Here is a 25,582-nt window from a genome sequence, read left to right on the forward strand (position 1 = left end):
TTTTTATGAAAAGTCTTGATTTTCTCAATTATAGATGTTACTCTGCACCAAATACGTTTATTGATATCTGTTATGTGAGGTAAATTTGGTGTATAAAAAGAAGCTATATGTATCTGCTGTATTCTCTCTAATATTATTTATGAATCAAGCAATAGCTGGTGATTTTGCACTAAGTGGTAAATTAAATTTACAATACGGTTTTAATAGTGATGATTTTTTTAAAGTCTCATTTAGTGCAGTTCCTACTTTAAAGTATTCATATCATATTAATGATTATTTTTCTGCTGGACCTTTCATAAAGTTAAGCGCAAACCTTGTAAACAATACTATAGATAATCCTGGTAATACAAAGAATTCTATATTAGATATTAATAGCAATACGAAGGAAGCGTACATTTTTCTTAAAGCTACTAATGCTGGAAGTTTAACGATAGGACGAACAAGTCCTGTCTCTCAAAAAATGAAGCTTTCATCTTCAAATATATCAGTAGCTTCGGGTGGTGTTACTGGAAGTTGGTTACAATATTCTTCTTACAACTGCAATACAGAAAATACAGTTTTATGTGCACCAAATTTGTATGTTGCTTGTCATGGGTCTTCTATTCCAGTTATTAGTTATTATTCTCCACAAATTAAAGGGGTAGAGTTGGGTTTAAGCTATATTCCAAAAGATAAGCCTAAAAATATTAATAGTACTAATGATAATACTTTAAAACTTTATCATATATATAACAATATTATTAGTATGGGAGTTAAGTATCAAAATCAGTTATTTTCTAACGTCGATTATTCTATATCTGGAGTCATTGAACATGCTAATACATTACCTTCAGGAGATAAGTATAATGATTTACTATCTTATACTGTCGGTTTTTCGTTTAAGTATAAGAATATCACATTTGTAGGATCATACGCTAATCTTGGTAATTCCGGCAAAAAAGAGATTTCAATAACTAAAGATAGTACAATAAATACTTATAGAGTAAGTGATAGCAGGTTTTATGATCTGGGAATAAAAATTGAAAATGATAAGTTTGATGTCAGCTTTAGTTATTTTTACGGTGCTAAGGATGTTACAAGTAATTCTTCGACAAATTCTGAAACACATGCACTATCTGCATGTGCATTGGGTATAGAAAAAACATTAGCTGATACAATGACTGTCTACGCTGATATTGTTTTCTTTGATATTGAGCCACTTAGCATTAATAAATCTGGTTATGTTGGGTTAATAGGTACAAAACTAAGTTTTTAATAAAATTTAAAATATTAATACATTTATTACTATAAGATATTAAGTGTTTATGGGTATATATCGAGTACAGTTTTTCAGTCTTATCAGATATCGATAAAACGTAAAAAATTATACTTGATTTAAACCTAATGGATATAGTAAAGTGAGTAACTATTTCAAGTTAAATAATGATAACAAAATTTTGACATTAAGGTAATTAGTGATTACATTATAAATGATTGTCATGTCACGGAGTCCATTAGGACATAAAATTTGAGAGTATTAGATGAAATTTTACCAGTTATTTTAACATATTATTCCTGAAATAACAGTCTATTATATTATAAATTTGGTATTTTTTTAAGTTTATGGAAGAAAAGAAAAAAAGGACAGTTGTTTGGTTTAAAACATTACAAAATCAGCTCTTATCTAAATTTATATCAATAGAAGAACAGTTCTCATCTTCTATCCCACAGATAGACCACAAAGACTGGAAAAGACCTGGAGGTGGAGGAGGACATTCTATAGTAATACATGGTAAAGTATTTGAAAAAGCTGGAATAAATGTTTCAGAAGTATACGGAGATATGACAAAAACCAATGAGTTATTTAACGTTACAAATCCTTCTGAAACATTGAATCTCCATATAGGAGAGAATAAAAAATTTTGGGCAAGTGGAATTTCTGTTGTTGCACACATGTGTTCTCCATTAATACCGGCTATACATATGAATACTAGATTTATTCATATGTCAGACAAAAGTTGGTTTGGAGGTGGAGTAGATTTGACTCCTATATATGAAAATAAAGAAGATCAGGAGTTTTTTCATAATAATTTACGTAAAATGTGTGATAAGTATAACAAACAATATTATGAAAAATTTAAACAACAATGTGACGATTATTTTTTTTTACATCATAGAAAAGAGCCACGTGGTATAGGTGGTATATTTTATGATGATATAAATTCAGGAAATTGGGAAGCTGATTTTGAATATACTCAAGCAGTAGGTAAATTTTTATTAGATATCTACCCAATCATCATAAAAAGAAATTTAAATAAATTATGGACTGCAGAAGAACGTGAATATCAATTATTTAAACGTGGAAGATATGTAGAATTTAATTTGATTTATGATCGAGGCACAAGATTTGGGTTATTAACAAATGGCAATCCTGATGCAATCATGATGTCTATGCCTCCAGTAGTAAAATGGAAATAAATTTTTACTATATGGTTATCTTGATAATTATTAAAAGAAATTCTACTTTTTTCTCAAAATTTTTTATTTTTTTCTATAGAAATAAATACATAAACATACAAGATGTGATTGACTAAACAACAACAACAACATATGTTACATATCCACTTTTTTCACATAGCTTTTAAATTTTACATTAAATATAACTAATTCTGCATAGATTCTAATAACTGATCTTGAGATTCATAAAATGATGCATTTCGGAACTGATGCTTAAACCACGTGTATTGACGTTTAGCATAATGCCTAGTATTTTTTTGTGCTATTTCTATTGCTTGATCAATACTGACTTTATTTTGTAAATACTGAATTATTTCTGGAACACCATGTGCTTTCATTGCAGGAAAATGTACAGGTACATTCAATGATAATAAATTTTCTACTTCTTCTATTACAGATACGTTTATCATATCAATAAAGCGTTTGTTTATTTTTTTATACACCTCATCTCGTGGTGGCATGAGAACACAAAGTTGAAAATTTTTAAGTATAGGCTCACAACATGTATTCTTTTTCCATACAAATATGGAAGTACCTGTCTGTTCTATTACTTCATATGCTCTTAATAATTGATGTGAATTATTTTGATGTAAACATTTTGCCATAGGATCTCTATCTATTAATAATGCATAAAACTCTTTATTTCCTAGAGCTTCAAATAGCTTTTTTGTTTTATATCTTATATTATCTTCTATCTTAGGAATTTGCGACAACCCATATATTATACTATTGATATACATTCCACTGCCTCCAGTTATAATTGGTAGCTTTTTTTCTTGCATAATAGATAATATTTCTTTTTTTAAATCTTCTATCCATAATCCTACAGAATATTGCTGTGTTACTGATACGTACCCGTATAACTTATGTTTTACAGAATTATCGTTCAAGTTTGGTTGATCTGTAATTATAGGAATTTCTCGATATATTTGCTTTGAATCACAGTTTACAATAATTCCATTATTATCTTGCGCTATTTTCATAGATATCTTAGACTTACCTGATGCTGTAGGTCCAGTAATAATTAATATATTATTCATGTTGACTATGCATAATTAAGTTAATCGTAGTAGTATATAAATATACTAAAAGTGTAGCATATATAAAGAATTAGTTATTTTTACAATACATGATTATTAAGTTAGGTGCAAGTAAATGGGTGATGAGATAAATAAAGATTCAAAATTTACTAAGCAGTTTGCTGCTAATAGGAAAAGTCAAAGTGGAGGTTTTAGCGAAAAGTATAAAAATCCTAATGCTTTACCTAATAAATCAGCAAAATTTCTTAATATACTACAAGATAAGAATAATAGCGAGAAAGAAGTTCCTTTTTCTGATTCAAAGAGCGTGTTAAGAAAAAGCAAATTAAATAACAAAAATTTTGCAGAATCTACTAAAAAAAGTAGGTTAGATTGTCTGTTTCTTGTACGAGGAAAAGATAATGGAAGATCTGCTTGGCATTATGTATTAGTAGATAAGCACAAAAGAGAAATGTTTCTTGCTAAAAGTAGATCAGGTTCTATAGATGTTGCCTTATATGGGCAAATATTATATTCTGGTTGGGGAGAAAATCCTCCAGAGGATATCGTCAAAAAAATTGAAGATGAATTTGGCGTATAATTAGTTATATCTCTTTACTTTATCAATTATTTTGCTAAATTCGTGATAGATGCTCATTGAGATTTATGACTAAAAAAAAAGAAGGGCTTTATTCAAATGCAAAAGGTAGCAGTTGTAGATTTTAAGAAAGTCGATAATAGTACTCTTATTACCTACATGGTAGAACGTAATATTTCAGTGATTTTAATAAATTTAGATAGCAACGGTAATAATTTTCAAAGTCAAGTTGAACATGTTTTAGTAAACAATGTAAATTTAAATGATAATTTATCATGTCTTAAAGATGTAAAATGGATAATTAATATTAATTCTGAAAAATCAGAAGAGGATTACAATTTAATATATAATATATATAGTAAAATATTACCTTACCTTAGTAATAATATTATTATATCAGCCACTTCAAATTTTTTCTTAGATGTTGTGAGCAAAATACCATGTAATATATCTTGCAAGTTCACAGTAGTATCCTTTTTTGATCATATTAATAAAATCAAATTGATAGAATGTGCCTACCATAATAAGCTTGAAGATAAAAACATTGAAATATTAAGCAATCGTTTTTCTAATTTAATTGTATGTAATAATACACCGGGACTTATATTAGACAGAATACTTTCATTTTGGTTAATAATTTCGTTAATAGGAGCTTATAAATTCAGTATCAATGTAGAAGAAGCAGATTTTATTATAAGTAATCAATATATGGGAATACCACATGGAGCATTTAAACTATTAGATGAAATAGGATTAGACAATTTTATATCCACAATAAAACATTTAGTAAAACACTTACCAAGTGATGACCATTTATGTAAGTTATACGGTACCATACCTATAGTAATACTACAAATGATTTCTGATGGATATACTGGCTCTATGAGCAAAATTGGTGGATTTTATCGTCTTTATGAATCACATTATGGCAATAGCAATCAGGTCATAGATTTACATACTGGCTTATATAGACAATCATATGCTATCAATTACGAATTTCAAAATATTCAAAACTTATTTGATGTTCAAAATAAATATGGTCAATTTATGTGGTATATATGGTCTAATACTTTAATATATGTTTCATCTTTAATCCCAAAATTATCCTCTAATATATCGGTAATTGATAAAGCTATAAAATTAGCATACAATTGGAAGCATGGCCCATTTGAAATTATAGACCTACTTAATGACTCAATTGATAATAAGCTTTTTGATTCTGTTGGATATAACAATTTTCCACAGATTTTATCTATTAAAAAAAGAATGTATAACAATAAAGGACAATGCCTCAGTATAAATGGGACTTACCTTTAACATAGAAATTTTTTGTGTTTTTTTAATATAACCAAGTATAAGATAGAATATTATAGTAATTTATTGAACTTTATGCATGATGTAGATTTTATAAAACGGAATCCGGAATTATTTGATAATGCAATGCAAGCTCGAAATTCTGAAAAAGTTGCTCAAAAAATTGTAGAACTGGATCTAAAAAAAAACATTTATTAACTCAATTATATTCTTTACAAAAAGAACGTAATCAAGTTACTCAGGAAATTGAAAAATTAAAAAGAGATAATATTAAGTGTAATACACAAATAGAATTGTCAAAAGATATAACAAAGAAAATCAATAATATTAACAATATGATACGAGAAGATTCTCAATTAATTGATCTTCTCAATGTATTACCAAACATACCAGATGAGAGAGTACCTATTGGAAAAGATGAAAATAGTAATGTTGAACTTAGAAGATATGGAAACAAAACAAATTTTGATTTTCCAATAAAAACTCACTATGAATTAGGAGAAAATTTAAATCTAATGGATTTCAAACAAGCTGCAAAACTTTCTGGATCAAGGTTCGTAATACTTAAAAATCAGCTTGCACGCCTAGATCGTGCTTTAACTAATTTTATGTTAGATATTCACACCAAGGAATTTGGTTATTCAGAAATATCTCATCCAGTATTAGTATATGAATCTGCTATGTATGGAGTAGGACAATTGCCAAAATTTGCTAATGATTCTTTTAAAACAACAGAAAACTTTCGACTTATACCAACTAGTGAGGTAGTGCTTACCAATTTAGTATCAAATATGAGTATTAATGCATGTGATTTACCTCTCAGATTTACTGCTTGCTCTCCATGTTTTAGGTCAGAAGCGGGAAGTGCTGGTAGAGATACAAGGGGTATGATGCGACAACATCAGTTTAACAAAGTAGAATTAGTTAGTATTACAACTGAAGAACAATCAGCATTAGAGTTGGAAAGGATGACACAAGTTGTTGAAGAAATTTTAAAACGATTGAAACTACCATATAGAGTAATGATATTGTGCACTGGAGATATGGGTTTTTCAGCAAGTATAACGTATGATATTGAAGTGTGGATACCAAGTCAGAATCAATATAGAGAAATTTCTAGTTGCTCAAATTGTAAAGCCTTTCAAGCACGTAGAATAAATACCAAATATACTACTATAAGTAATAATATTAAGATTAGTAAATTTGTACATACATTAAATGGATCAGCTTTAGCAATAGGAAGAACCATTATTGCAATTTTAGAAAATTATCAAAACAGAGATGGTTCTATAACAATACCATATGTTTTGAGGAAATATATGGATCATCAGGAAGTTATAAAATAAGTATAGTGGATAAGATCTTGAAAAATGATGCAATTACAATCAATGTTATAGTTATTGTTATACATTTACAATATAATATTAATACAACGTATCATAACTAATCTGAACGCAAGATGAGAGTTATTTATACAAGTGGTCCAGTAGAGGACAAAAGTAGTTTTATTGATGGGGATTTTTATATACATAAAAGTCAAGCCTTCTCTTTTTATCTTTTATCAAAATTTCTTTAACTACTATCACTCCTTCTACTGATATTTCGAGTAATGGGTAAGCCTTCAACAATTATTTAAAATTTTAATAGAATATGATGTAATGTCATCTTGTTTACTAGAAAATCCAAAAATCTTCCAGTAAAAGTAGATGTAATAAGTGTTATTGATTTTAGGAACATATAAATAACACTATCACTTTGAAGAATATTCAAATATTGTTACTTGAAAAAAGAGGAATGGAAAGTACTATAATGAACTTAAAAATTCAGTAACGTACACCAAAAAATGAAGTGATAGAATACGTGGAATCAAGTTATACAAAGAGGTAGTTAGAAAATTAGATTTTGTTAGGAACAGTTGGAGTAATAATCATTGATAATATACAATAACTAGAAAGATTATTAATTTAATTCGATCACAAAAGAAGAATTAAAAAATTTAATCCAAACGAGAAATTGAGTTTGGCTCTCAGGCAAAAGTAAATCAAATGATGTTTTTATATTAGGTCACAATACTTCAAGAAGTTTATTCCATATAAGAAATGTTATAATACCTTTAAAAGATATATTTTATACTTCATATCACTATTTTAATGAGGAGTGTCAAAATATCAAATTAATTACATGAAAAATAACAAAACACCATTAATAATTAGCATCTTTATAATAAAATAATACTAATTAACATATAAACCAAATAATAATTTTAACAAGAGCTGGTTTTTAGTGTAAGAGTTTTTAACTTTATATTTAAAGATATTAGAATAAATATTTGAAAATATGCTTTAAATCATTACATAATCAAGCTGAGTAATTAAATCTGAGAAATTAAATTTGTAGATATAATACAAATATATTGCGAGATAGCTCTGTGTCAAAAAAAGACGATCTCGTAATTTCATAATTCTAGGGCTTTTGAAGTGGTCGTAGCATATAAATGCTATTTCTGGACATTCTTAAATGTATAAAATGATAAAAATGCAAAGTTCTAGATATTTCTCTACTTTACTTTCTAGTATAGATATTTGTGAAATGATATCTGAGATTAGCAGAAAGTCAGCATTCATCATTGTTTCTTATATTTAAGGTTATAAAAAAATATTTTTACTACAAGTTTTAAGCTTATTAGTAACGTTTTTTCTATTACGTCAACAATTTCTGGATTTAGTAAATCTAATTACTTGTTTTTAGCAGCAAGAAAGTACTATCATATTTTATAAGTGTGATAAAGTATCAACACTTAAGTCATCCTCACTCTTAACTATAAAATTACCAAATAAATCAAAATAAATATTACTCAAATAATAATATTTATATATGCTATCAACGTGCTTCACAAAATTATCATAATTATTTATTTAATTCTTCATCTTTTTTAGTAAGGAGCACACTTTCTTTATATACTATTTGAGTAATGCATACATCTGACCATACGTTAATTGCAGTTTCAAACATATCTATTATTGTATATATAGGTAATATAACTCCCATAATACTTAAAGGGACTTTCATTGATATGAGATAACTCATAGCCATAAAATAACAGCCCATTGGAACTCCAGCATTGCCAATAGCTGCTCCAGTAGCTAAAAATATCCATAAAAACATTTCACCAATAGAAAATGTATATGCGTTCATTTCCGATACAAAAAATACTGTAATTAATATGAAAGCAGCACATGCATTCATGTTAATAGTTGTACAAACTGGCAATATAAAAGATGATATTTTTTTTGAAACATTTAAGTGATCTTGTGTACAACGAAGAGTAGTTGGCAAAGTAGCTGTAGAAGATTTTGAAAAAAAAGCTATAGTTAAAGCTGGAAAAATACCACGAAATGTTTTTATTACAGAAATCTTTTTTAATCTTAGCAATAATGGCAATACTATGAATGCTTGTATAAAATTTGCTATTATGATACATAGTAAATACTTTAAAATACTTGATATATTATGTCCTGCTTTCAGATCGTATAATAATACAGTAATAAACGACCATAATGCTATAGGCATTAGCTTTAGTATAAGTTTCGCTATTTCTAGAAATGTATCAAAAAGAGCATCAAAAACTTTATGAAGCAATTTGCGCTTGTTCTTATCAGGTAATAATAGTAGTGCTCCTCCTATAAGGAATGCAAGTATAACACATCCTATTACATTATTATCTAAAAATACTTTAACAAAGTTATAAGGCAATATAGAGATTAAATATGACAAGTAATTTGGAGTATTAAACGCATTAGTATTTAACATATTATGTATAAGTTCTTGTTTTGATGGATCAATGAATAAATATGTGATGAGGGCTATAGTAGCTGCAATAATTGTAGTAGATATTGTATAAAATATGGTTTTCTTTATTAAAGTTTTTATTTCTGCCAAATTTGCTAATCCAGAAATTGTTGATGTAATAGACAAAAACATTACTGGTAAGCTAATGAGCTTAAGTAAATTAATAAAAATATCCCCAAACACTTTAGCAAATTCCACTATCCACAATTGATTCATATAATATGAAATTATAGCAATAATGATAGGAATTAAGATTTGAAAACCAAATTTATGAATCATAAAATACAAAAATAAAATATAATGCACATATGCTAATACACATTAGTATCTGATAATAGATGTTTTTTTATAAAGTTTTCTATTCAATTAGTTATAAAAGTTAAAATTACACAAATTTTCGTTCATAGATTAAAGATTCTACAAGAGTAATATTTGTAATAGGGCATTATATATATTTTAATTGTATATCATTACTATAAGTTTTATAAACATTTTTATAGTAATTAAGCAAATTTGATAGTATCACTGCTTTCATAGTAATGTTACTTATATATATTATATTTGTATATTTTTATGTAGAATTTTATGAATCATAGCCAAAGTAATAGTGATAGGTATATTGGAAGTAATAAATATTTTCAGGATGCATTAAATTGGTATTGTAGTCGTTATTTATTATGTGTAACTGAAAGGGCTTGGTTGTTTGTAATATCACTGTTTATGTCTTCCATATTGTTAATACTAATACTTGATATATTTTCATATTTTCCATTAAAAACGGATTTTTTCTTTATCAAATATACCGATCATTACACTGATGAATTTTCTGTAATAAAAAAGCTAAGCACCAATAATAAAGATAGTGAAGAGGCAATACTATCACAATATCTTGTTGCACAATATGTTAAAAAGTACGAATCATATCTCCATAATGATTTAGAGAGTCAGTTTAATTTTATAAAAAATAATTCTTCAAGAAAAATATACTTAAAATTTAAAGATATGATAGCTTCTAAGCATTATACTGATAATTCACAACATAAAGAAATATCCATTGAAACAATAATCCATAATGTAAAACTTTTATCAAAAGATTTTACTTCTTTAAATAATGCTATTGTTACTTTTAAAACACAAGTTGCGATAAATGGAATAGCATCACATCTGCAGTCTAACAAAGTATTAGTTACTTTTTCTTTATCTAATATTAAAATGGCTGCATCAGGCGTTATGCCATTAGAATTCATTGTACATGATTATAAAAAACTAGATTAAGATTCATTGTACATGATTATAAAAAACTAGATTAAGATTCATTGTACATGATTATAAAAAACTAGATTAAGATTCATTGTACATGATTATAAAAAATTAGATTAAGAATTAAATAACACAATTTTCCATAATAATTATTATGTAATTTAATTTTTGAACATTAGAAAATACAAAAATGTATCTGATTTTATCCACAAATATGTTAATCACGGAAGATTATCACATCTCTTATGACATTTTGTGTATGATTTACGAGGTCTACTTTATATAAACATTCCTATGCTTCTAGTTTGTGTCTATTGAAGACACTGTTTCAAGTTTTAATGGATTAGTGAAAGTAAATATGATTATCTATCCTGAAGTTACATTTAATTTATATGGTTAGTAATATAAAAAATTATATAGAAAAATCCTTACCCTACTCGACTACAACACTGAACAAATCTTATGAAAATAGCATTTGTATTTCAAGTAATATACATAATAATATATTGATAAAGTGCTTTAGACCATAATATTGGTGGAACTGATACTACTATCAGTAGATAGTTGAAGTTACTTATGCAAGATTACACTACTAAAAATTAAATAGATCCTTTACTTTTCTAACTGTTAATCCTAGTATAACCTCCTCTTTGCACAGGGATGATTTCTACAATATTCTGAATTAATTTCCCCCAATAAGTTAGTGGAAAAGTCATACTATTAAGCTGAATATTATCACTATTTTTACATATATCTTTAAGATCTTTTTTTAACTTAGATAAAGTCATTTTACCTTGACCAGAACATATTATTTCACCATAACTATAATTTAGCATATCATCTATATGAGCAATTATTCCTAGAGGATTATTGGTTTTTTCTGCATTCATAATAGCTAAATTCTCAGTTATAAACTGTACTACTTCAGATCTTTTTACTAATATACAGTTCCATACTTTAGTATCTTCTTCTTTACCTTTCATGAAAAATATATAATATGGTATAATTTCTTGTTTATAATAAAAAGGAGTTTCTTCACCCCGTAAAAAAACTAATTTATTACTTATTGTAATAATGCCTATACATATAGATCTATAGAACCATACATAATCTTTACATGTGACCAATCTGTTCAAACGCTGAGATTCATCAACATTTACACCATTTATATGAAATATCATATTATATACCATCGTTAATTAATAATGTAGATATTATATATAATATTTTAATATTAAAAAGTAAAAATTTTAATTATTTTTCATAATAAAATTTCATTCATAAGTATAAATCATAGAATTATTATTCTTTTTATTGTATTTATATAAAAATTATGAACGTAAAAAAACTATGATAATAATTCTTATATGTGTTTTAGAAGGGTTATTAATAGCTTCAATTAGTTACTTTATTGCATTAAAATGTAGAATGTCAAAGCTTGACTATCAAATGCTTAGTATGCTTAAAAATGGCTTAGAAAATCAAGTAAAGAGATTAGAACATGAAAATAATCACTTAAAAAATAAAAATGATGAACTTTCTAGTAAGTTACAAAATATGCAAAATAAGATTATAGGGCTGGAATTTGAAAAAAAGACTTTACATAATACACTTGATTTATATAAGAATGAATTTACAACAATCGATGAGAAATATAAACTATATTTTGAAAATTTAGCAAATCGTATTTTTGATGAAAAAACAGATAAATTCAATAAAATATCCATAGAAAGTTTAAGTAGAATACTAAATCCGTTACAAGAGCATATTAATTTATTTAAAAAGAAAGTTGATGATTCATTTAATATACATAATAAAGAACAATTTTTATTAAAACAAGAAATTCAGAGGATTATACTTGCAAATGAAAAAATCACTTTACAAGCTGAGAACTTAGCTGATGTTTTGAAAGGAAATGTCAAAATTCAAGGCAATTGGGGAGAAATGATACTAGAAAAAATATTAGAGAGTTCTGGTTTAAGAAAAAATCAAGATTATATTCTACATGGTACTGGTATGGACTTACAAGATAGTGAAGGTAAAAAACAACAACCTGATGCTATTATTAATTTACCAGAAAACAAACATTTAATTATTGATTCAAAAGTCTCTTTAATTCACTATGAAAAATATTTTTCCACAAAATCAGAAGAATCAAAAAACACACTTCTTAAACAATTTATAACATCTATAAGGATACATGTTAATGTGTTATCAAACAAAAAATATCAAAACATAGAAAAATTAAAAACACCAGATTTTGTATTGATGTTTATTCCTATAGAAGGTGCATATACCCTTGCAATGCAGGAAGATATTATGCTGCATAATTATGCATGGAATAAAAAAATAGTCATAGTATGCCCATCAACGTTATTTGCTACTTTAAGGACAATTGAATCTGTTTGGAGATTAGAACGCCAGAATCGTAACACTATGGAAATAGCACGTCAAGGTGGTGCATTATACGATAAGATAGTAGGATTCGTATCTGATATGCAGAAACTTGGAAAACAAATGAATGTTTTAAGTAGTGTATACAGCGATGCAATGAAAAAATTGTCAGAAGGACATGGTAATATATTATCACGTACCGAAAATCTAAAACATTTAGGTGTTAAAACTTCAAAGAAAATACTAGAAGATGTATGATACTTTTTGCTTTCTTCTATTATAAATCCCATTATAATGTTGTCTTTAAATTCTCCATCTAGTACGATAAAAACAATTCTTGTGTAAAAAAATAAACTTAATCATCAATTTCAACTAATATTCCAAGTGCTCTCTTATAAGTCATTAAGAGCATCTCATGTTCTTCTCTATCATCATTACTCATCTTTCTCAATTTTACTATTTGTCTCATTACTTTTGCATTAAATCCATTACTATTTGCTTCATTATATATTTTTCTAATATATTGATTTATCTCTTCTTTTTCAGATTCAAGTTTTTCAATTCTTTCTATATAACGTTTTAAATTTTCAATAACTACATTATTTTCATCTTTTGAACTAATATTAGAAAGGGACATGCTATTTTCTCATGTTTTCATATATGAAGCAGTATATCATAAATTTAGTAAACATAAATGACCAAATCATGATATTTTCATATAAACAAACAAAAAACAATTACAATGTTCTATAATGCTATAAAAAAACGACTATACAGAGCATACATATAAATACTACATACCATTGTATAATGCCTGCAAAAAGATATACAAAATTCATCAAGAAGAAAACATTTTTTTTCCAGATGCATTCCAATTTTGTAAAAAATCCTCAAGACCTTTATCAGTAAGAGGATGCATAAACATTTGCTTGAAAATAGATGGAGGAACTGTAACTATATCAGCCCCTATTTTTGCAGCTTGTATAACGTGTGTAACACTACGTACAGACGCTACAATAATTTCAGTATTAAATGCATTATTATAGTTAGTATAAATTTTATGTATCGCTTCAATTAGCTGCATTCCCGATTGTCCAATATCATCTATTCTTCCCACAAAAGGAGATATAAAATAAGCTCCAACCTTTGCTGCTAAAATTGCTTGAGATACAGAAAAGCAAAGAGTTACATTAACTTTTACATTATATTCATAAGATAAAACTTTACACGCAATTAACCCATCATAAGTTAAAGGAAGTTTTACTACAATGTTATCAGCAATTTTAGATATTTCTAAACCTTCTTTAATCATATCTTTATAAGACGTAGATATGACTTCAATACTAACTGGACCTGTAATTAATGAACAGATGTTAAAAATCAAATCATGACACTCTAAATTTGATTTTGATAGTAATAATGGATTGGTTGTAATACCGTCTATTAAACCAGTAATACTAAATTCTTTTAAAAACTCTATATCTACAGTATCAAGAAATATTTTCATAAGATCTAATCTATTATTTTATTTATAAAAGTTAAATGCCTCGTTGCCATTTTAAGTAACGTTTTATCACTTATAGAATTTAATATTTTTTCTATATCCTCTTTATATCCTTTAAGCATAACAGCATTAACATCACAAGCATCAATGAACTGATTTGCTATAATTTTACAATTATATGGATCTACCTTTAATATAGGGTTTAATACATAAAACATATTAACACCTGTATCAATCTTTAGCTTAACAAGACCAGAACACAATTCTATGATAAATTTTTCATGTCCAGGCAATATTACAAACTCTCCATCTATAACATACGACGTAATAGATAGAACATTAGATATACTTAAAAAAGCATCTGGGGTAATAAATTCAACAGAGAGATACTTCATTAAACTTTACCTTCTTTTTGAAGTAATTCCGCTTTTTGTATAACATCATCTATACTACCAACCATATAAAACGCAGCTTCAGGCAGATGATCATACTTACCTTCCACTAATCCCTTAAAACTTGAGACAGTATCTTCAATAGATACAAACTTACCAGGAGCACCTGTAAATACTTCTGCAACATGAAAAGGCTGTGACAAAAATTTTTGAATCTTCCTTGCTCTTGCAACTATAAGCTTATCTTCCTCCGAAAGCTCATCCATACCAAGAATTGCAATAATATCCTGTAAAGATTTATACGTCTGTAATATACGTTGTACCTCCTTAGCAACTTCATAGTGTTCTTGACCTACAACATCAGCAGATAATGCTTGAGAAGCTGAATCTAAAGGATCAACAGCTGGATATATCCCTAATTCAGATATCTGTCTTGATAAAACAGTTGTTGAATCAAGATGAGCAAAAGAAGCAGCAGGAGCAGGATCTGTCAAGTCATCAGCTGGTACATATATTGCTTGTACAGAAGTAATAGATCCATCATTAGTAGAAGTAATTCTTTCTTGCATTGCACCCATTTCAGCCGCTAACGTTGGTTGATAACCAACAGCAGATGGTATTCTACCCAATAATGCTGAAATTTCTGATCCAGATTGAGTAAATCTAAAAATATTGTCTACAAAAAATAGAACATCTTGGTTTTCAGTATCTCTAAAATATTCAGCCATAGTCAAAGCTGACAATGCAACTCTTAATCTGGCCCCAGGAGGCTCATTCATTTGACCATATACTAAAACTGCCTGCGACTGATCTTTTTCTGCTAAGTTTATCACACCAGATTCTATCATCTCATGATAAAGATCATTGCCTTCACGTGTACGCTCTCCAACTCCAGCAAAAACTGATACTCCTTTATGTGCTTTTGCAATGTTATGTATTAATTCCATGATTAATACAGTTTTACCTACCCCAGCACCACCAAATAAACCAACTTTTCCACCTTTAAGATATGGAGCAAGTAAGTCTATTACTTTAATTCCAGTTACAAATATTTCAGTTGCAATTTTTTGATCAGTAAGCTTAGGACTTTCTGAGTATATTGGTTTAATAATATAACTTGATTCTTCTAATGGACCACACTCATCTATTGTATTACCTAATACATCAAAAACTCGACCTAATGTCCCACGACCTACAGGCACTGATATAGGAGCACCAGTGTCAATAAATTTATCATTTCTAGATAAACCATCAGTTCCATCAAGTGCTATACATCTTACAATATTATCACTAATATGTTGAGATACTTCAAGAATTAATTTTTTTCCGTTATAAACTTCCTTACTTTCTAATGCATTAAGTATTTTTGGTATATTACCACTAGCAAATTTTATATCTACAACTGCCGTCATAACACGAACTACTAATCCAACATTTTCATTCAATGCATCAATAACCTGAGTATCTTTCATATTATTTTTATTTTTGCTATTTTTAACCTTACCTTTTGCTTTACTAGCTAAACTTGACATCTTATACCTTAAATAAAAAACCAGTAAGGGAAACCCCCTTTTTTAAACTATTATTCAAACTCACCAGTATTGTAATAAAATAAAAAAAACTTGCAACAACTAACAATTTATTTTCAAGTACCCCTAGCCGGACTTGAACCAGCACATTCTTTCGAACAGTAGATTTTGAGTCTACCGCGTCTACCATTCCGCCATAGGGGCTAAAAATATTAAATACCATATATAAATTTCAATTTTTAGTCAACGATTAGATTGAGGGAATATTACTTTGAAAACTAAATATTTATTATTAACATTAAAAATGTATTTAGAATTTATTTATATAACCATATACTTGTTGCTGATAATTTTTTGTCTTATTTGCCAATAATTTTAAGGACTATACTACTATGTATACACAGGAAAGTAGCCATGCTTTACACTATATATTAGATGAAAAAACTAGTAATTCTCTAACTGAAGCACTAGAAACACAAAATTACCCAATAATAGAAGAAATAATTAGTAAATCAGATAATGTACAACTTGCATATTTTTTATTAACTTCAACATATCAACATCGCAAAGAGTTTTTAAATAATATAAATGATAACCTAGTAAAAGATATTCTTATCCACCTTGTTCCAGATCTACGTCAAGAAATAATTAAAATTTTAGGAATAAAAAAAGTAGCATCTTTAATATCTCAACTAAGTACAGAAGATATAGTCACAATTATTGAAGATCTTGACAAAGAAAGTCAGATAAATATTTTAAATGTGCTACCAGAAAGTAATAAAACTCACGTTAACGAATTATTATCATATCCAGAAGAAAGTGCTGGTAGGTTAATGCATAAAGATATTATTATTGCTCCAGAATACTGGACCATAAGTCAGTTATTAAATTTTTTACAGCAAAATAACAAATTAAATAAAGAATTTTACGAAATTTTTATCGTAGATCCCAAGTTAAATCCTATAGGATATTTAAGGTTAGACAACATAATCTGTTCAAATAATACTCAAATCATAAGAAATCTCATGAAAACTGACATAAAGATTATAAAATCACACACTACACAAGAAGAAGTTGCAGAAATTTTTAGAAAATATTCCTTGTTATCAGCTCCAGTCATAAATAAGGACGGAAGAATCATAGGATCGATAATAGTACACGATATATTAAATGTAATACATCAAGAAGCTGAAAAAGATGTTTTACATTTAGGGATGGTATCTAATAATGACATTAGCTCTCCTCTTTTAAAAACCGTTATTAAAAGACTGCCATGGCTAATCATAAATCTATTTACAGCTACGATTAGTTCAATGATTATAGGAATATTTAGCAATACTTTACAACATTTTATAGCATTATCAGTAATAATGCCAATCATTGCATCTATGAGTGGTAATGCAGGATTACAAGCTTTAACCGTCACAATCAGAGCTTTATCTACTAAACAACTCACTAATAGAAATGCTCAGAGATTACTTTTTAAAGAATTGTTTGTAGGATTCATTAATGGTTTAATATTAGCAATTGTATCCTCAATAGCACTTATGTTTAGAGGACAACATATTGATATTCAAATATTAGCCGGAACTTCAATGATAATTACCTTTTCAATAGCAACATTTTTAGGTACAGCCATACCGATGATATTGAATCTTTTTAAAATTGATCCCGCTATATCTTCCTCTATTATTATATGTGCTACAAGTGATACCTTATCTTTTCTAATTTTTCTAGGAATGGCTACAATATTTTTATTATAAATAATATTCTGTTACATCTCACATAAAATGTATAGCATACTTTGCTTTTATGTCTATATAATGGATAAACTATATTTAGGTATATAATTTGCGATCTAACTCTAATATTTATTCTTGCTGTAATTAACTTTTTGAAAAGTGCTAATCATCATGAAAAAGATAGTATTAATGCAATATCTCTATCTATAAGAAAAAATACAAATATATTATGGACAAACTGAAAGACCTCTTATAAATCAATGGTCATTATTAAAAATAATCACATCAAGAAAACCTCTAATAGTAAAAAATAAGTTGAATACAGAATATTAATATAATTATAAAAGCAATTACAGGAAATTATCTATAGAACAAACTTTACTTCAACATATTTTGTTTTATATATTAACAACAACCATTCCATGTTGAAATGTATCTTCAGAAGAAAATAGGGTAGCACTGGGCTGCTGTATATTATCATCATCAATTCCTCTTAGATACTGAACATTAACTGCATCTATAGATTTACTATCCATGAATTTTTTAATTACTGTATATAATTTTAATCTACAAGCATGTGACCTTTGTTCTTGTTTATAAGTATCTATCTTATTTCTAAAATCACTAATGCTTTCTTTACACATTAATGCCAGCACTACATTAGTTGAACACTCTACTTTTTCTCTTACATTATCTTCTAAAACATCCATCAAATCATCACATATAATTTCATTATCCATAAGCTTTTTCTTTATCAATCTCACATTGATTAAATCTTGAGGATAATATACTGATTGACGTAGTAAAACTTGCACATTTCTATCCAATTCTTTAATAACTGCTGTTCTTAACTCTGATATCAGTATTTTTTGCCGATGTATTTTATCGTTTAAGCTTCCAATTATATTCTTTTCGAAATTAAACTTTCCTTCAATTATAGTATAGCTTAAGAACTTGATAAATGATAAGAAATGAGCAGCATATGAATTCAATGCTAATTTTTCTTTACAGCTTTCACTTTGTGATTCTATACTAAATAGTATACTAGGTATCTCATCATCTGTTAAAAACATATTTTGCAAATCTTTATATATTTCTTGAAATTTTTTCTCAGCATTAGATATCATTATTTGATTGTCTTGTCGTAACATGTTTCGCAAATCTTGAAGACTACTTTCCATTTTTAAACATAACGTTACTTCTATTCCAGACACTTTATCATGCAAAGACACTAACATACTATTTATAGTCTCTATGATAGGATCTACAAATTCATTTAGTTGATTTTTATATTGATTGAGTTTTTCATCTCTAGTTTTATAAATACACCTTTTTAAGCAGTTAAGAGTTTCATTTTGATTCGATAATGTTGTCACATCTTTTACATCTTCATGTAGCTTTATTATTTCTGTAGGACTTAAAATATCTTGTGAAAGTTTTAATAATTGATCAATTATTTTTTTAATATCATTAGGTTCTTCTCTTAATTTTGAAATACAATCTTGTAATTGTATTAATTTGTTCAAATTTTGATATTCTTCATATGTAAAACTATTGGTTATTTCTAATAAATCAGAATTATTATCTAAAGACTCCAGCTTTTCATTTATTAATTTTATCAATGAATTTTTATTACATTCTTTAGTACCTACAGTTTCTAGTATTACATCTACAGTTTTTTGACGTAACTCAACAAGTTCTGTCTGCAAGTACTTCACTACATTAACAAAACTGCATAAATCATCAAATACACTCAATTGCTCCTTAACACTTAACTGTTGTTCAATATTCATTAATTTTTTAATCAAATTAAGTGATTTTGTATTATCTAATTTTAACTTTTCAATCTGTTTTGCTTGTAATTCATTTGATAGTTTAGAAATGTTTTTTAAATGATTCAATATACATTCAACAGAATCCTTTTTATCACCTGAAAAACCTACATGATTTTCTAGTTTAGATAATGAATCATTAAACTTACTCATGCAATACAAAAACTCTGATATATCTTCCTTGTTACTAATCCCATCTAATAAGTCAGATAGTAATCCAATAAATTCTTTCATTTCATTTGCATCTTCTTTTACTATAAACAATTTTTGCTGATTAATCTGATCTATTATTTGATTAATATTATTTTTTAGGTCAAGTAATGTAAATGTTATTTCTTCACTTTCTAGAAACACCGCTTTTAATTTTTCTAATATAGGAATACGTAATTTTTCTTCTGCTTGAATTTTCGTTTTTAAATATAACAATTTTGATAACTGATCATCTGTTACAAAACTTTCTTGAAAGAATTCTAAACAACTTGTTAACTTTCTTAGTTTTTGTGCTGGAGTTTCGTTATCATTATACAATAATTCTGGCACTCCATTTATTAAAGTAATAACAGAATTAATTTCTTTTATATATCCATCAAATATTAACTGCTCATCCTGATTGAGCAATAACATTAATACCTCTTTCAATTTTTCTAACCTATCAACCAAATCAAGTATTTTTTCTTTAGATAGATGCCCTACAATATTTGGATGCATTAATATTTTATCTCTTTTATCTTTAAAAGCAGCTAAAGACTCCTTAAGAGATTGAACTTTTCCATTGTATTGATCTGTTAGTCTGTTATTAAGCATATAAAAATCTATTTTTTTCGCAGACAATAATGCCAGAAGTTTTACTGAGTCCTCTTGCCGATTTAATTCGGCTAGAAAATCTTTTTCCTCATTTTCTGGAATATCTAATAAATTTAAATAAGATGATCCATCCTTTATTACACAAGCTGCCTTATTTAATTCTTGTAATTTATTTAATAAAGGGTCAATACCACTGTATTTAGCTTCTAATGTTAGTAACTCTTTAAATACATTATGAATGGGTTTCATATCTTTGCATATACTAGACAAACATGAGTTTATCGTACGTATATCAACTAATTTTAATAAAATTTGTTTAATCGTATTGTAATTTTGCTCTAAAAACTCATATCTTTTATACAAAATGTCATACACACTTTCTAAATCCGATAACTCTGCACTTAGTAAGTCTGTACACACAATGTTATTATCTTTCATTATTCTGTTTTGCTCAGAAAATACTATTTGCATATTTTTTAATAAATCATCATAATATATCAAATTATCATATAATGTTTTTAATATAAGATTTTCCATAGAATGATCTATGTTAGATATAGCTGCTTCAACTGTATCTCTTATGCATTGCAATAAGCTTATTTGATCTTCCTCTTCATTAAATAACTGTTTAGATAAAGATGAAATTTGTATTTTTGCATTTTTTGTACTTAAAAGTCTTTTTCTAAACTCCACAGTGACAGGACTTTCCAAACCTAATAATGCTGCTTGCACTTCCATAACTTCGCAATATGCAGCATCAGGCAAATTTATTACAATACGATCATGAATTTCACTAAATTGTGATCTAATATAAAACATCATTTGATTTATTTTTGCCTGAGTGCCATTTTCTAAACTCAGTTCCTCTTTTTCTTGCATTAATTGTTTTAAGTCTTCTTTTGATAGAATTAACTTAATAACCTTTTTACTTAATGACGCTTCAGGTAAGCTTGATTGCATATTATCAATATGCATTATTCTAACTGTTTCTAATAAATCTAATTCTCTAACTATATCTTGTATAACTGGATCACAACTTACCATTATTCTATTAATCTCATGCTTTGGTATTTGTACGTTTACTGAATTTTTAAGTTCATTTATAGTACTTTCTATTCCTGATTTTCTACAAGAAGTAACCATATCTAAATATTCTTTATCTGAATACCTTAAGCAATGTTCAGCCTTTTCTATACTACCAATCAATCTACTATGCCATTCTTTATATAAATACGAGTTGTTTATCCAATAGTTAATATTAACATATGTATGTAAATCAGATTTCAATTCATCAAATAAAGATATTTCTGTATTTAAAGCTACCTTACAATCAAAATCATATACCCTTTGACAATATTGAACAAATGGCGCTTGATGATCTGTTTTTAAGCTTCCAATTGTATTCAGTAAAGCACTTGCTGATTTAAAAATACACGTTATAGATGGTACACAATTAATATAGATCATAGCAGAACTTAAAGTAGGCTCAAGTTCACCAAAATTGAACTTAGGACCAACTTTAAACTCATCTAGATAAGAGCAAAAACAAGAATGTGAATATCTTTCATGTTTAATATGTTTTATAAAAATATCCTGTGCATATTTGATATCTTTACCATATTGCCAATTTTGCATTTGGAATTTATGTGTTAAACTATTCGATTGTTGCAGTATCTCTATTTGCCTCTCTTGCATATTTTCCAAATGCTTTATCTCCATATCATATTTTTCTAAAATTAACTGACTTTGTTGCGTCTCTACAGTATAGTCAGTAGAAAGATCTTCAAGCGCCGATTTCTTTAACTCTAATAATCGTTTTATAGATTGTTCAAAATCTTTATTTAACTCAAGCTGAGGTAATTCTACTTTTTCCTCATGCTCTTTTCTAAATAAATTTCCTGATAATTTAATTCTAGGTTGAATGTTATCAGATAAATATTTAAAACCAAAAGCGATAATAACAGTTACTAAAAATAAAGCTAGAAAACCTGTCACTAAATTACCAATAGTATTATCTTTTTCGAAAAACATTATAGCCAAATGTGTCACTAAAAGCATCAGTAACATAAAAAATGCAATATAACTTATAATTAAGTAATATCTAGGTAATCTCTTATTAAAGTTTAACATCTTTAAGTTGTAATTTAATAAATTAACCAGATATTAGCACCTATTATTTTATTAATCAAGAATAAATATTAAAGATTTTTATATCGAAAATTTATTTTTTTTCAAAAAATTAAAATAATATACTTATTATTTAAGTAATTAATTAACTAATATAACTATAAATATTTTTATTTATATATTAAAGAAATAATTATTAATAGCTCTATCAAAGGTATTATGATAGATTTTTATCAGCTAACTATTTCTGTAATTGATTACATAATAATCTTTAGAAAAACAGCGTATATAAAACAAATTTTATTTTATATAAATATACACTATTTTAAATAGCTATTTGTTTCTAATAACAACTATTAATATATTAAAATTATACTTCTGCACAACAAAAATCATACACTAATTTATTAGTATTAGTATCAAGTTTAATTTTCACATTGCCACCATTAAGTAATCTACCAAACAATATTTCCTCTGCTACATATTTTCTAACTTTTTTAGAAATAATATTCTCTATATTTCTTACACCATAAGCATCATTATAACCAGATTGTGCCAAATACATTAACACATCGTCAGATACATCTATATGAACATTTTTTTTTGCTAACTGTTCTTGCAATTGAAAAATAAATTTCTTTACTACAAGCAACATGACCTTTTGATCTAAAGATGAAAATGAAATTACAGCATCTAATCTATTACGAAACTCTGGACTAAAAATCCTTTCAATTGCTTTTTCGTTATCCCCATGGTTGAAATTTTTATTTTTAATAAAACCCATAGAATTTCTACTTAACTCAAAAGCACCAGCATTAGTTGTTAATATAATTACCACATTATGAAAATTTACTTTTTTCCCATAAGTATCAGTAATACATCCATAATCCATTATCTGTAGTAATATATTATATATATCACTGTGAGCTTTTTCTATTTCATCAAGTAACAATACACTATACTGATGTCTTGAAATAGAATCAGTTAATAATCCTCCTTGATCATATCCTACATATCCTGGAGGAGATCCTATAATTTTAGAAACGGCATGAGATTCCATATATTCAGACATATCAAATCTTATCAATTTCATACCCATATGGTGTGCTAATTGTTTTGCTAATTCAGTTTTACCTACCCCGGTTGGCCCAGAAAATAAATAACTTGCTAAAGGTTTGTTATGATTCCTAAGTCCTGCTTTAGCAATTTTAATTGAATCTACAAGATGAGAAATTGCAAAGTCTTGACCAAATATATTTTTTTTAAGATTTTTTTCTAAGTTTTTTATTCTATCTAAGTCATTAAATGATAAATTACTACATGGTATTTCAGTAATTCTAGAAATTATATGTTCAATATCACTTCCAGTAATAATTCTATTACCAGTATTATGTAATTTACAATATACTCCAGCCTCATCTATAACATCTACAGCTTTATCTGGAAGCATCTTTCCTGAAATATATCTATCTGATAACTCTGCAGCATATTTAATTGCTTGATTAGTATATCTAACTTGGTGATGTGATTCATAATAAGACTTTATTCCATCTAAAATCCTTAATGTTTCGCTAACTGAGGACTCTTCAACATTAATTTTTTGATATCTTCTAGCCAATGCTCTATCTTTTTCAAAATTATTATTATATTCTTTATAGGTAGTAGCACCTATACATCTCAATGTTCCTCTTGCTAAAGCAGGTTTCAGCAAATTACTTGCATCAAGTGACCCACCACTAGTAGATCCAGCTCCAACAATTGTATGAATCTCATCAATAAATAATATTGCATTTTCCTTTGCTTCTATTGCCTTAATTACAGATTTTATTCTTTCTTCAAAATCTCCACGATAGCGTGTTCCAGCTAATAATGCCCCCATATCCAAAGAATATATTACCATTTTCTTTAATTGCTCTGGTACATCACCTTCTATAATTTTTAATGCTAATCCTTCAACAATTGCGGTCTTCCCAACACCTGGATCCCCAACATATAATGGATTATTTTTCCTCCTCCTTAATAGAACTTCCATAGTCCTATCTAACTCATATGATCTTCCTATTACATAATCTATTTTCCCTTTTTTTGCCGATTCATTTAAATTTACACAGTAACTATCCAAAGTCTCATTATCTTTTAATACATCTTTATTTACATTACTAGCTGCTTTAGCATACTCGCTATATTTTACAAATTCTTGATCTATGTTGAATTCTCCGGCATACAAATTATTATTAGAGGTATAATTTAAAACATCTACGTATTTTATGTTTTGTTCATGTAAAAAACATGCACTATAAGAATCCTTTTCTGATAAAATCTCAGCAAGAATATTTGCACCTGTTACTTCAGTTTTACCAGAAGTATGAGCATGTATAATGGCTCTATGTACTAATCGTTCAAAAATAGCAGTAGGCTTAACCTCTGAAATACTTTTATCAATTAAAGTTGGTATTTCATATCTTAGAAAATTTATAATTGTAATCTTTAGCTTATCGATCGATACACGAAAAGCATAAAAAACACGTCTTGCATCTATGTCATCAGTTAAAGCTAATAAAAGATGCTCTAAAGTGGCATATTCATGATGAAAATCAAATGCAATCGATAGCGCTTTGTGTAAACTAGCTTCTAGATTTTTTGATAACACTAATATCCCCAGTTTCATAATTAAAAAAACTCTATCACCTAAGAATTAAAAATAAGTTGAAAATAAAAATAC

Annotated in this window: 16 protein-coding genes, 1 tRNA gene and 1 pseudogene; 8 read left to right on the forward strand and 10 right to left on the reverse strand. The window is 27.2% G+C overall.

Annotation, left to right across the window (positions count from 1 at the left end; all coding sequences use genetic code 11):
• Window positions 1–88 precede the first annotated feature (88 nt).
• Both MR76_RS02230 and hemF read left to right on the forward strand, forming a co-directional pair.
• Window positions 89–1,255, forward strand: coding sequence for a porin (locus MR76_RS02230; RefSeq protein ID WP_024072073.1), 1,167 nt, complete (start codon window positions 89–91; stop codon window positions 1,253–1,255).
• Between the two features lie 347 nt (window positions 1,256–1,602).
• Window positions 1,603–2,457: an oxygen-dependent coproporphyrinogen oxidase gene (gene hemF, locus MR76_RS02235; RefSeq protein ID WP_024072074.1), complete on the forward strand. Its 855-nt coding sequence runs from the start codon at window positions 1,603–1,605 to the stop codon at window positions 2,455–2,457.
• A 185-nt stretch (window positions 2,458–2,642) separates the two neighbouring features.
• Here hemF and miaA read toward each other — a convergent pair whose 3' ends face one another.
• Window positions 2,643–3,536 carry a tRNA (adenosine(37)-N6)-dimethylallyltransferase MiaA gene (gene miaA / locus MR76_RS02240; RefSeq protein WP_024072075.1) on the reverse strand — a complete coding sequence of 298 codons (894 nt, stop codon included), beginning with the start codon at window positions 3,534–3,536 and terminating at the stop codon, window positions 2,643–2,645.
• Window positions 3,537–3,651: 115 nt separating this feature from the next.
• Between miaA and MR76_RS02245 the strand changes: the two genes are divergently transcribed.
• The 3 genes and pseudogenes from MR76_RS02245 (at window position 3,652) to serS (ending at window position 6,773) form a co-directional block, all read left to right on the forward strand.
• Window positions 3,652–4,116, forward strand: a complete 465-nt coding sequence (locus MR76_RS02245; protein WP_024072076.1) for a hypothetical protein — start codon at window positions 3,652–3,654, stop codon at window positions 4,114–4,116.
• Window positions 4,117–4,212: 96 nt separating this feature from the next.
• Complete coding sequence (locus MR76_RS02250) at window positions 4,213–5,430, forward strand: 3-hydroxyacyl-CoA dehydrogenase (protein WP_044171454.1); 1,218 nt, start codon at window positions 4,213–4,215, stop codon at window positions 5,428–5,430.
• A 72-nt stretch (window positions 5,431–5,502) separates the two neighbouring features.
• Window positions 5,503–6,773: pseudogene (gene serS / locus MR76_RS02255) on the forward strand (serine--tRNA ligase).
• A gap of 1,561 nt (window positions 6,774–8,334) precedes the next feature.
• On the opposite strand, the gene MR76_RS02260 reads toward serS, so the two are convergent.
• Window positions 8,335–9,555: a dicarboxylate/amino acid:cation symporter gene (locus MR76_RS02260; protein WP_044171456.1), complete on the reverse strand. Its 1,221-nt coding sequence runs from the start codon at window positions 9,553–9,555 to the stop codon at window positions 8,335–8,337.
• Between the two features lie 306 nt (window positions 9,556–9,861).
• On the opposite strand from MR76_RS02260, the gene MR76_RS02265 reads away from it, so the two are divergent.
• Window positions 9,862–10,551, forward strand: coding sequence for a VirB8/TrbF family protein (locus MR76_RS02265; protein ID WP_024072079.1), 690 nt, complete (start codon window positions 9,862–9,864; stop codon window positions 10,549–10,551).
• Between the two features lie 605 nt (window positions 10,552–11,156).
• Here the strand turns inward: MR76_RS02265 and MR76_RS02270 are convergent.
• Window positions 11,157–11,717: a hypothetical protein gene (locus MR76_RS02270; protein ID WP_024072080.1), complete on the reverse strand. Its 561-nt coding sequence runs from the start codon at window positions 11,715–11,717 to the stop codon at window positions 11,157–11,159.
• Between the two features lie 169 nt (window positions 11,718–11,886).
• On the opposite strand from MR76_RS02270, the gene MR76_RS02275 reads away from it, so the two are divergent.
• Entirely contained in the window at window positions 11,887–13,188 is a 1,302-nt protein-coding gene (locus tag MR76_RS02275; RefSeq protein ID WP_024072081.1) for a DNA recombination protein RmuC, read from the forward strand.
• Window positions 13,189–13,285: 97 nt separating this feature from the next.
• Here the strand turns inward: MR76_RS02275 and MR76_RS02280 are convergent, their stop codons facing one another.
• From MR76_RS02280 to MR76_RS02300, 5 genes are all read right to left on the reverse strand, one after another.
• Entirely contained in the window at window positions 13,286–13,567 is a 282-nt protein-coding gene (locus MR76_RS02280; RefSeq protein ID WP_024072082.1) for a DUF2312 domain-containing protein, read from the reverse strand.
• Window positions 13,568–13,768: 201 nt separating this feature from the next.
• Complete coding sequence (locus tag MR76_RS02285; protein ID WP_024072083.1) at window positions 13,769–14,437, reverse strand: transaldolase family protein; 669 nt, start codon at window positions 14,435–14,437, stop codon at window positions 13,769–13,771.
• 5 nt (window positions 14,438–14,442) lie between these two features.
• Window positions 14,443–14,829 carry a F0F1 ATP synthase subunit epsilon gene (locus tag MR76_RS02290; RefSeq protein ID WP_024072084.1) on the reverse strand — a complete coding sequence of 129 codons (387 nt, stop codon included), beginning with the start codon at window positions 14,827–14,829 and terminating at the stop codon, window positions 14,443–14,445.
• The gene (gene atpD / locus MR76_RS02295) at window positions 14,829–16,298 is read right to left on the reverse strand and encodes a F0F1 ATP synthase subunit beta (RefSeq protein WP_044171609.1); all 1,470 of its coding nucleotides are present in this window, start codon (window positions 16,296–16,298) and stop codon (window positions 14,829–14,831) included. Before atpD ends, MR76_RS02290 begins: the two co-directional genes overlap by 1 nt.
• 178 nt (window positions 16,299–16,476) lie before the next feature.
• A tRNA-Leu gene (locus tag MR76_RS02300) sits at window positions 16,477–16,559 on the reverse strand.
• 188 nt (window positions 16,560–16,747) lie between these two features.
• On the opposite strand from MR76_RS02300, the gene mgtE reads away from it, so the two are divergent.
• Entirely contained in the window at window positions 16,748–18,118 is a 1,371-nt protein-coding gene (mgtE, locus tag MR76_RS02305) for a magnesium transporter (protein WP_024072087.1), read from the forward strand.
• A 377-nt stretch (window positions 18,119–18,495) separates the two neighbouring features.
• On the opposite strand, the gene MR76_RS02310 is transcribed toward mgtE, so the two are convergent.
• Together MR76_RS02310 and clpA are read right to left on the reverse strand one after the other, a co-directional pair.
• Window positions 18,496–22,800 carry a hypothetical protein gene (locus tag MR76_RS02310; protein WP_144445931.1) on the reverse strand — a complete coding sequence of 1,435 codons (4,305 nt, stop codon included), beginning with the start codon at window positions 22,798–22,800 and terminating at the stop codon, window positions 18,496–18,498.
• A gap of 430 nt (window positions 22,801–23,230) precedes the next feature.
• The gene (gene clpA, locus MR76_RS02315; protein ID WP_024072089.1) at window positions 23,231–25,510 is read right to left on the reverse strand and encodes an ATP-dependent Clp protease ATP-binding subunit ClpA; all 2,280 of its coding nucleotides are present in this window, start codon (window positions 25,508–25,510) and stop codon (window positions 23,231–23,233) included.
• Window positions 25,511–25,582: the final 72 nt, after the last annotated feature.

Source organism: Ehrlichia muris AS145 (assembly GCF_000508225.1).
GTDB classification, from domain to species: Bacteria; Pseudomonadota; Alphaproteobacteria; order Rickettsiales; family Anaplasmataceae; genus Ehrlichia; species Ehrlichia muris.

Bases quoted from the DNA above. Each gene is read 5' to 3' on its own strand.
- hemF (WP_024072074.1), top strand. From the start codon at position 1,603: ATGGAAGAAAAGAAAAAAAGGACAGTTGTTTGGTTTAAAACATTACAA.
- miaA (WP_024072075.1), bottom strand. From the start codon at position 3,536: ATGAATAATATATTAATTATTACTGGACCTACAGCATCAGGTAAGTCT.
- MR76_RS02245 (WP_024072076.1), top strand. From the start codon at position 3,652: ATGGGTGATGAGATAAATAAAGATTCAAAATTTACTAAGCAGTTTGCT.
- MR76_RS02250 (WP_044171454.1), top strand. From the start codon at position 4,213: ATGCAAAAGGTAGCAGTTGTAGATTTTAAGAAAGTCGATAATAGTACT.
- MR76_RS02260 (WP_044171456.1), bottom strand. From the start codon at position 9,555: ATGATTCATAAATTTGGTTTTCAAATCTTAATTCCTATCATTATTGCT.
- MR76_RS02265 (WP_024072079.1), top strand. From the start codon at position 9,862: ATGAATCATAGCCAAAGTAATAGTGATAGGTATATTGGAAGTAATAAA.
- MR76_RS02270 (WP_024072080.1), bottom strand. From the start codon at position 11,717: ATGATATTTCATATAAATGGTGTAAATGTTGATGAATCTCAGCGTTTG.
- MR76_RS02275 (WP_024072081.1), top strand. From the start codon at position 11,887: ATGATAATAATTCTTATATGTGTTTTAGAAGGGTTATTAATAGCTTCA.
- MR76_RS02280 (WP_024072082.1), bottom strand. From the start codon at position 13,567: ATGTCCCTTTCTAATATTAGTTCAAAAGATGAAAATAATGTAGTTATT.
- MR76_RS02285 (WP_024072083.1), bottom strand. From the start codon at position 14,437: ATGAAAATATTTCTTGATACTGTAGATATAGAGTTTTTAAAAGAATTT.
- MR76_RS02290 (WP_024072084.1), bottom strand. From the start codon at position 14,829: ATGAAGTATCTCTCTGTTGAATTTATTACCCCAGATGCTTTTTTAAGT.
- atpD (WP_044171609.1), bottom strand. From the start codon at position 16,298: ATGAAAGATACTCAGGTTATTGATGCATTGAATGAAAATGTTGGATTA.
- mgtE (WP_024072087.1), top strand. From the start codon at position 16,748: ATGTATACACAGGAAAGTAGCCATGCTTTACACTATATATTAGATGAA.
- MR76_RS02310 (WP_144445931.1), bottom strand. From the start codon at position 22,800: ATGTTACTGATGCTTTTAGTGACACATTTGGCTATAATGTTTTTCGAA.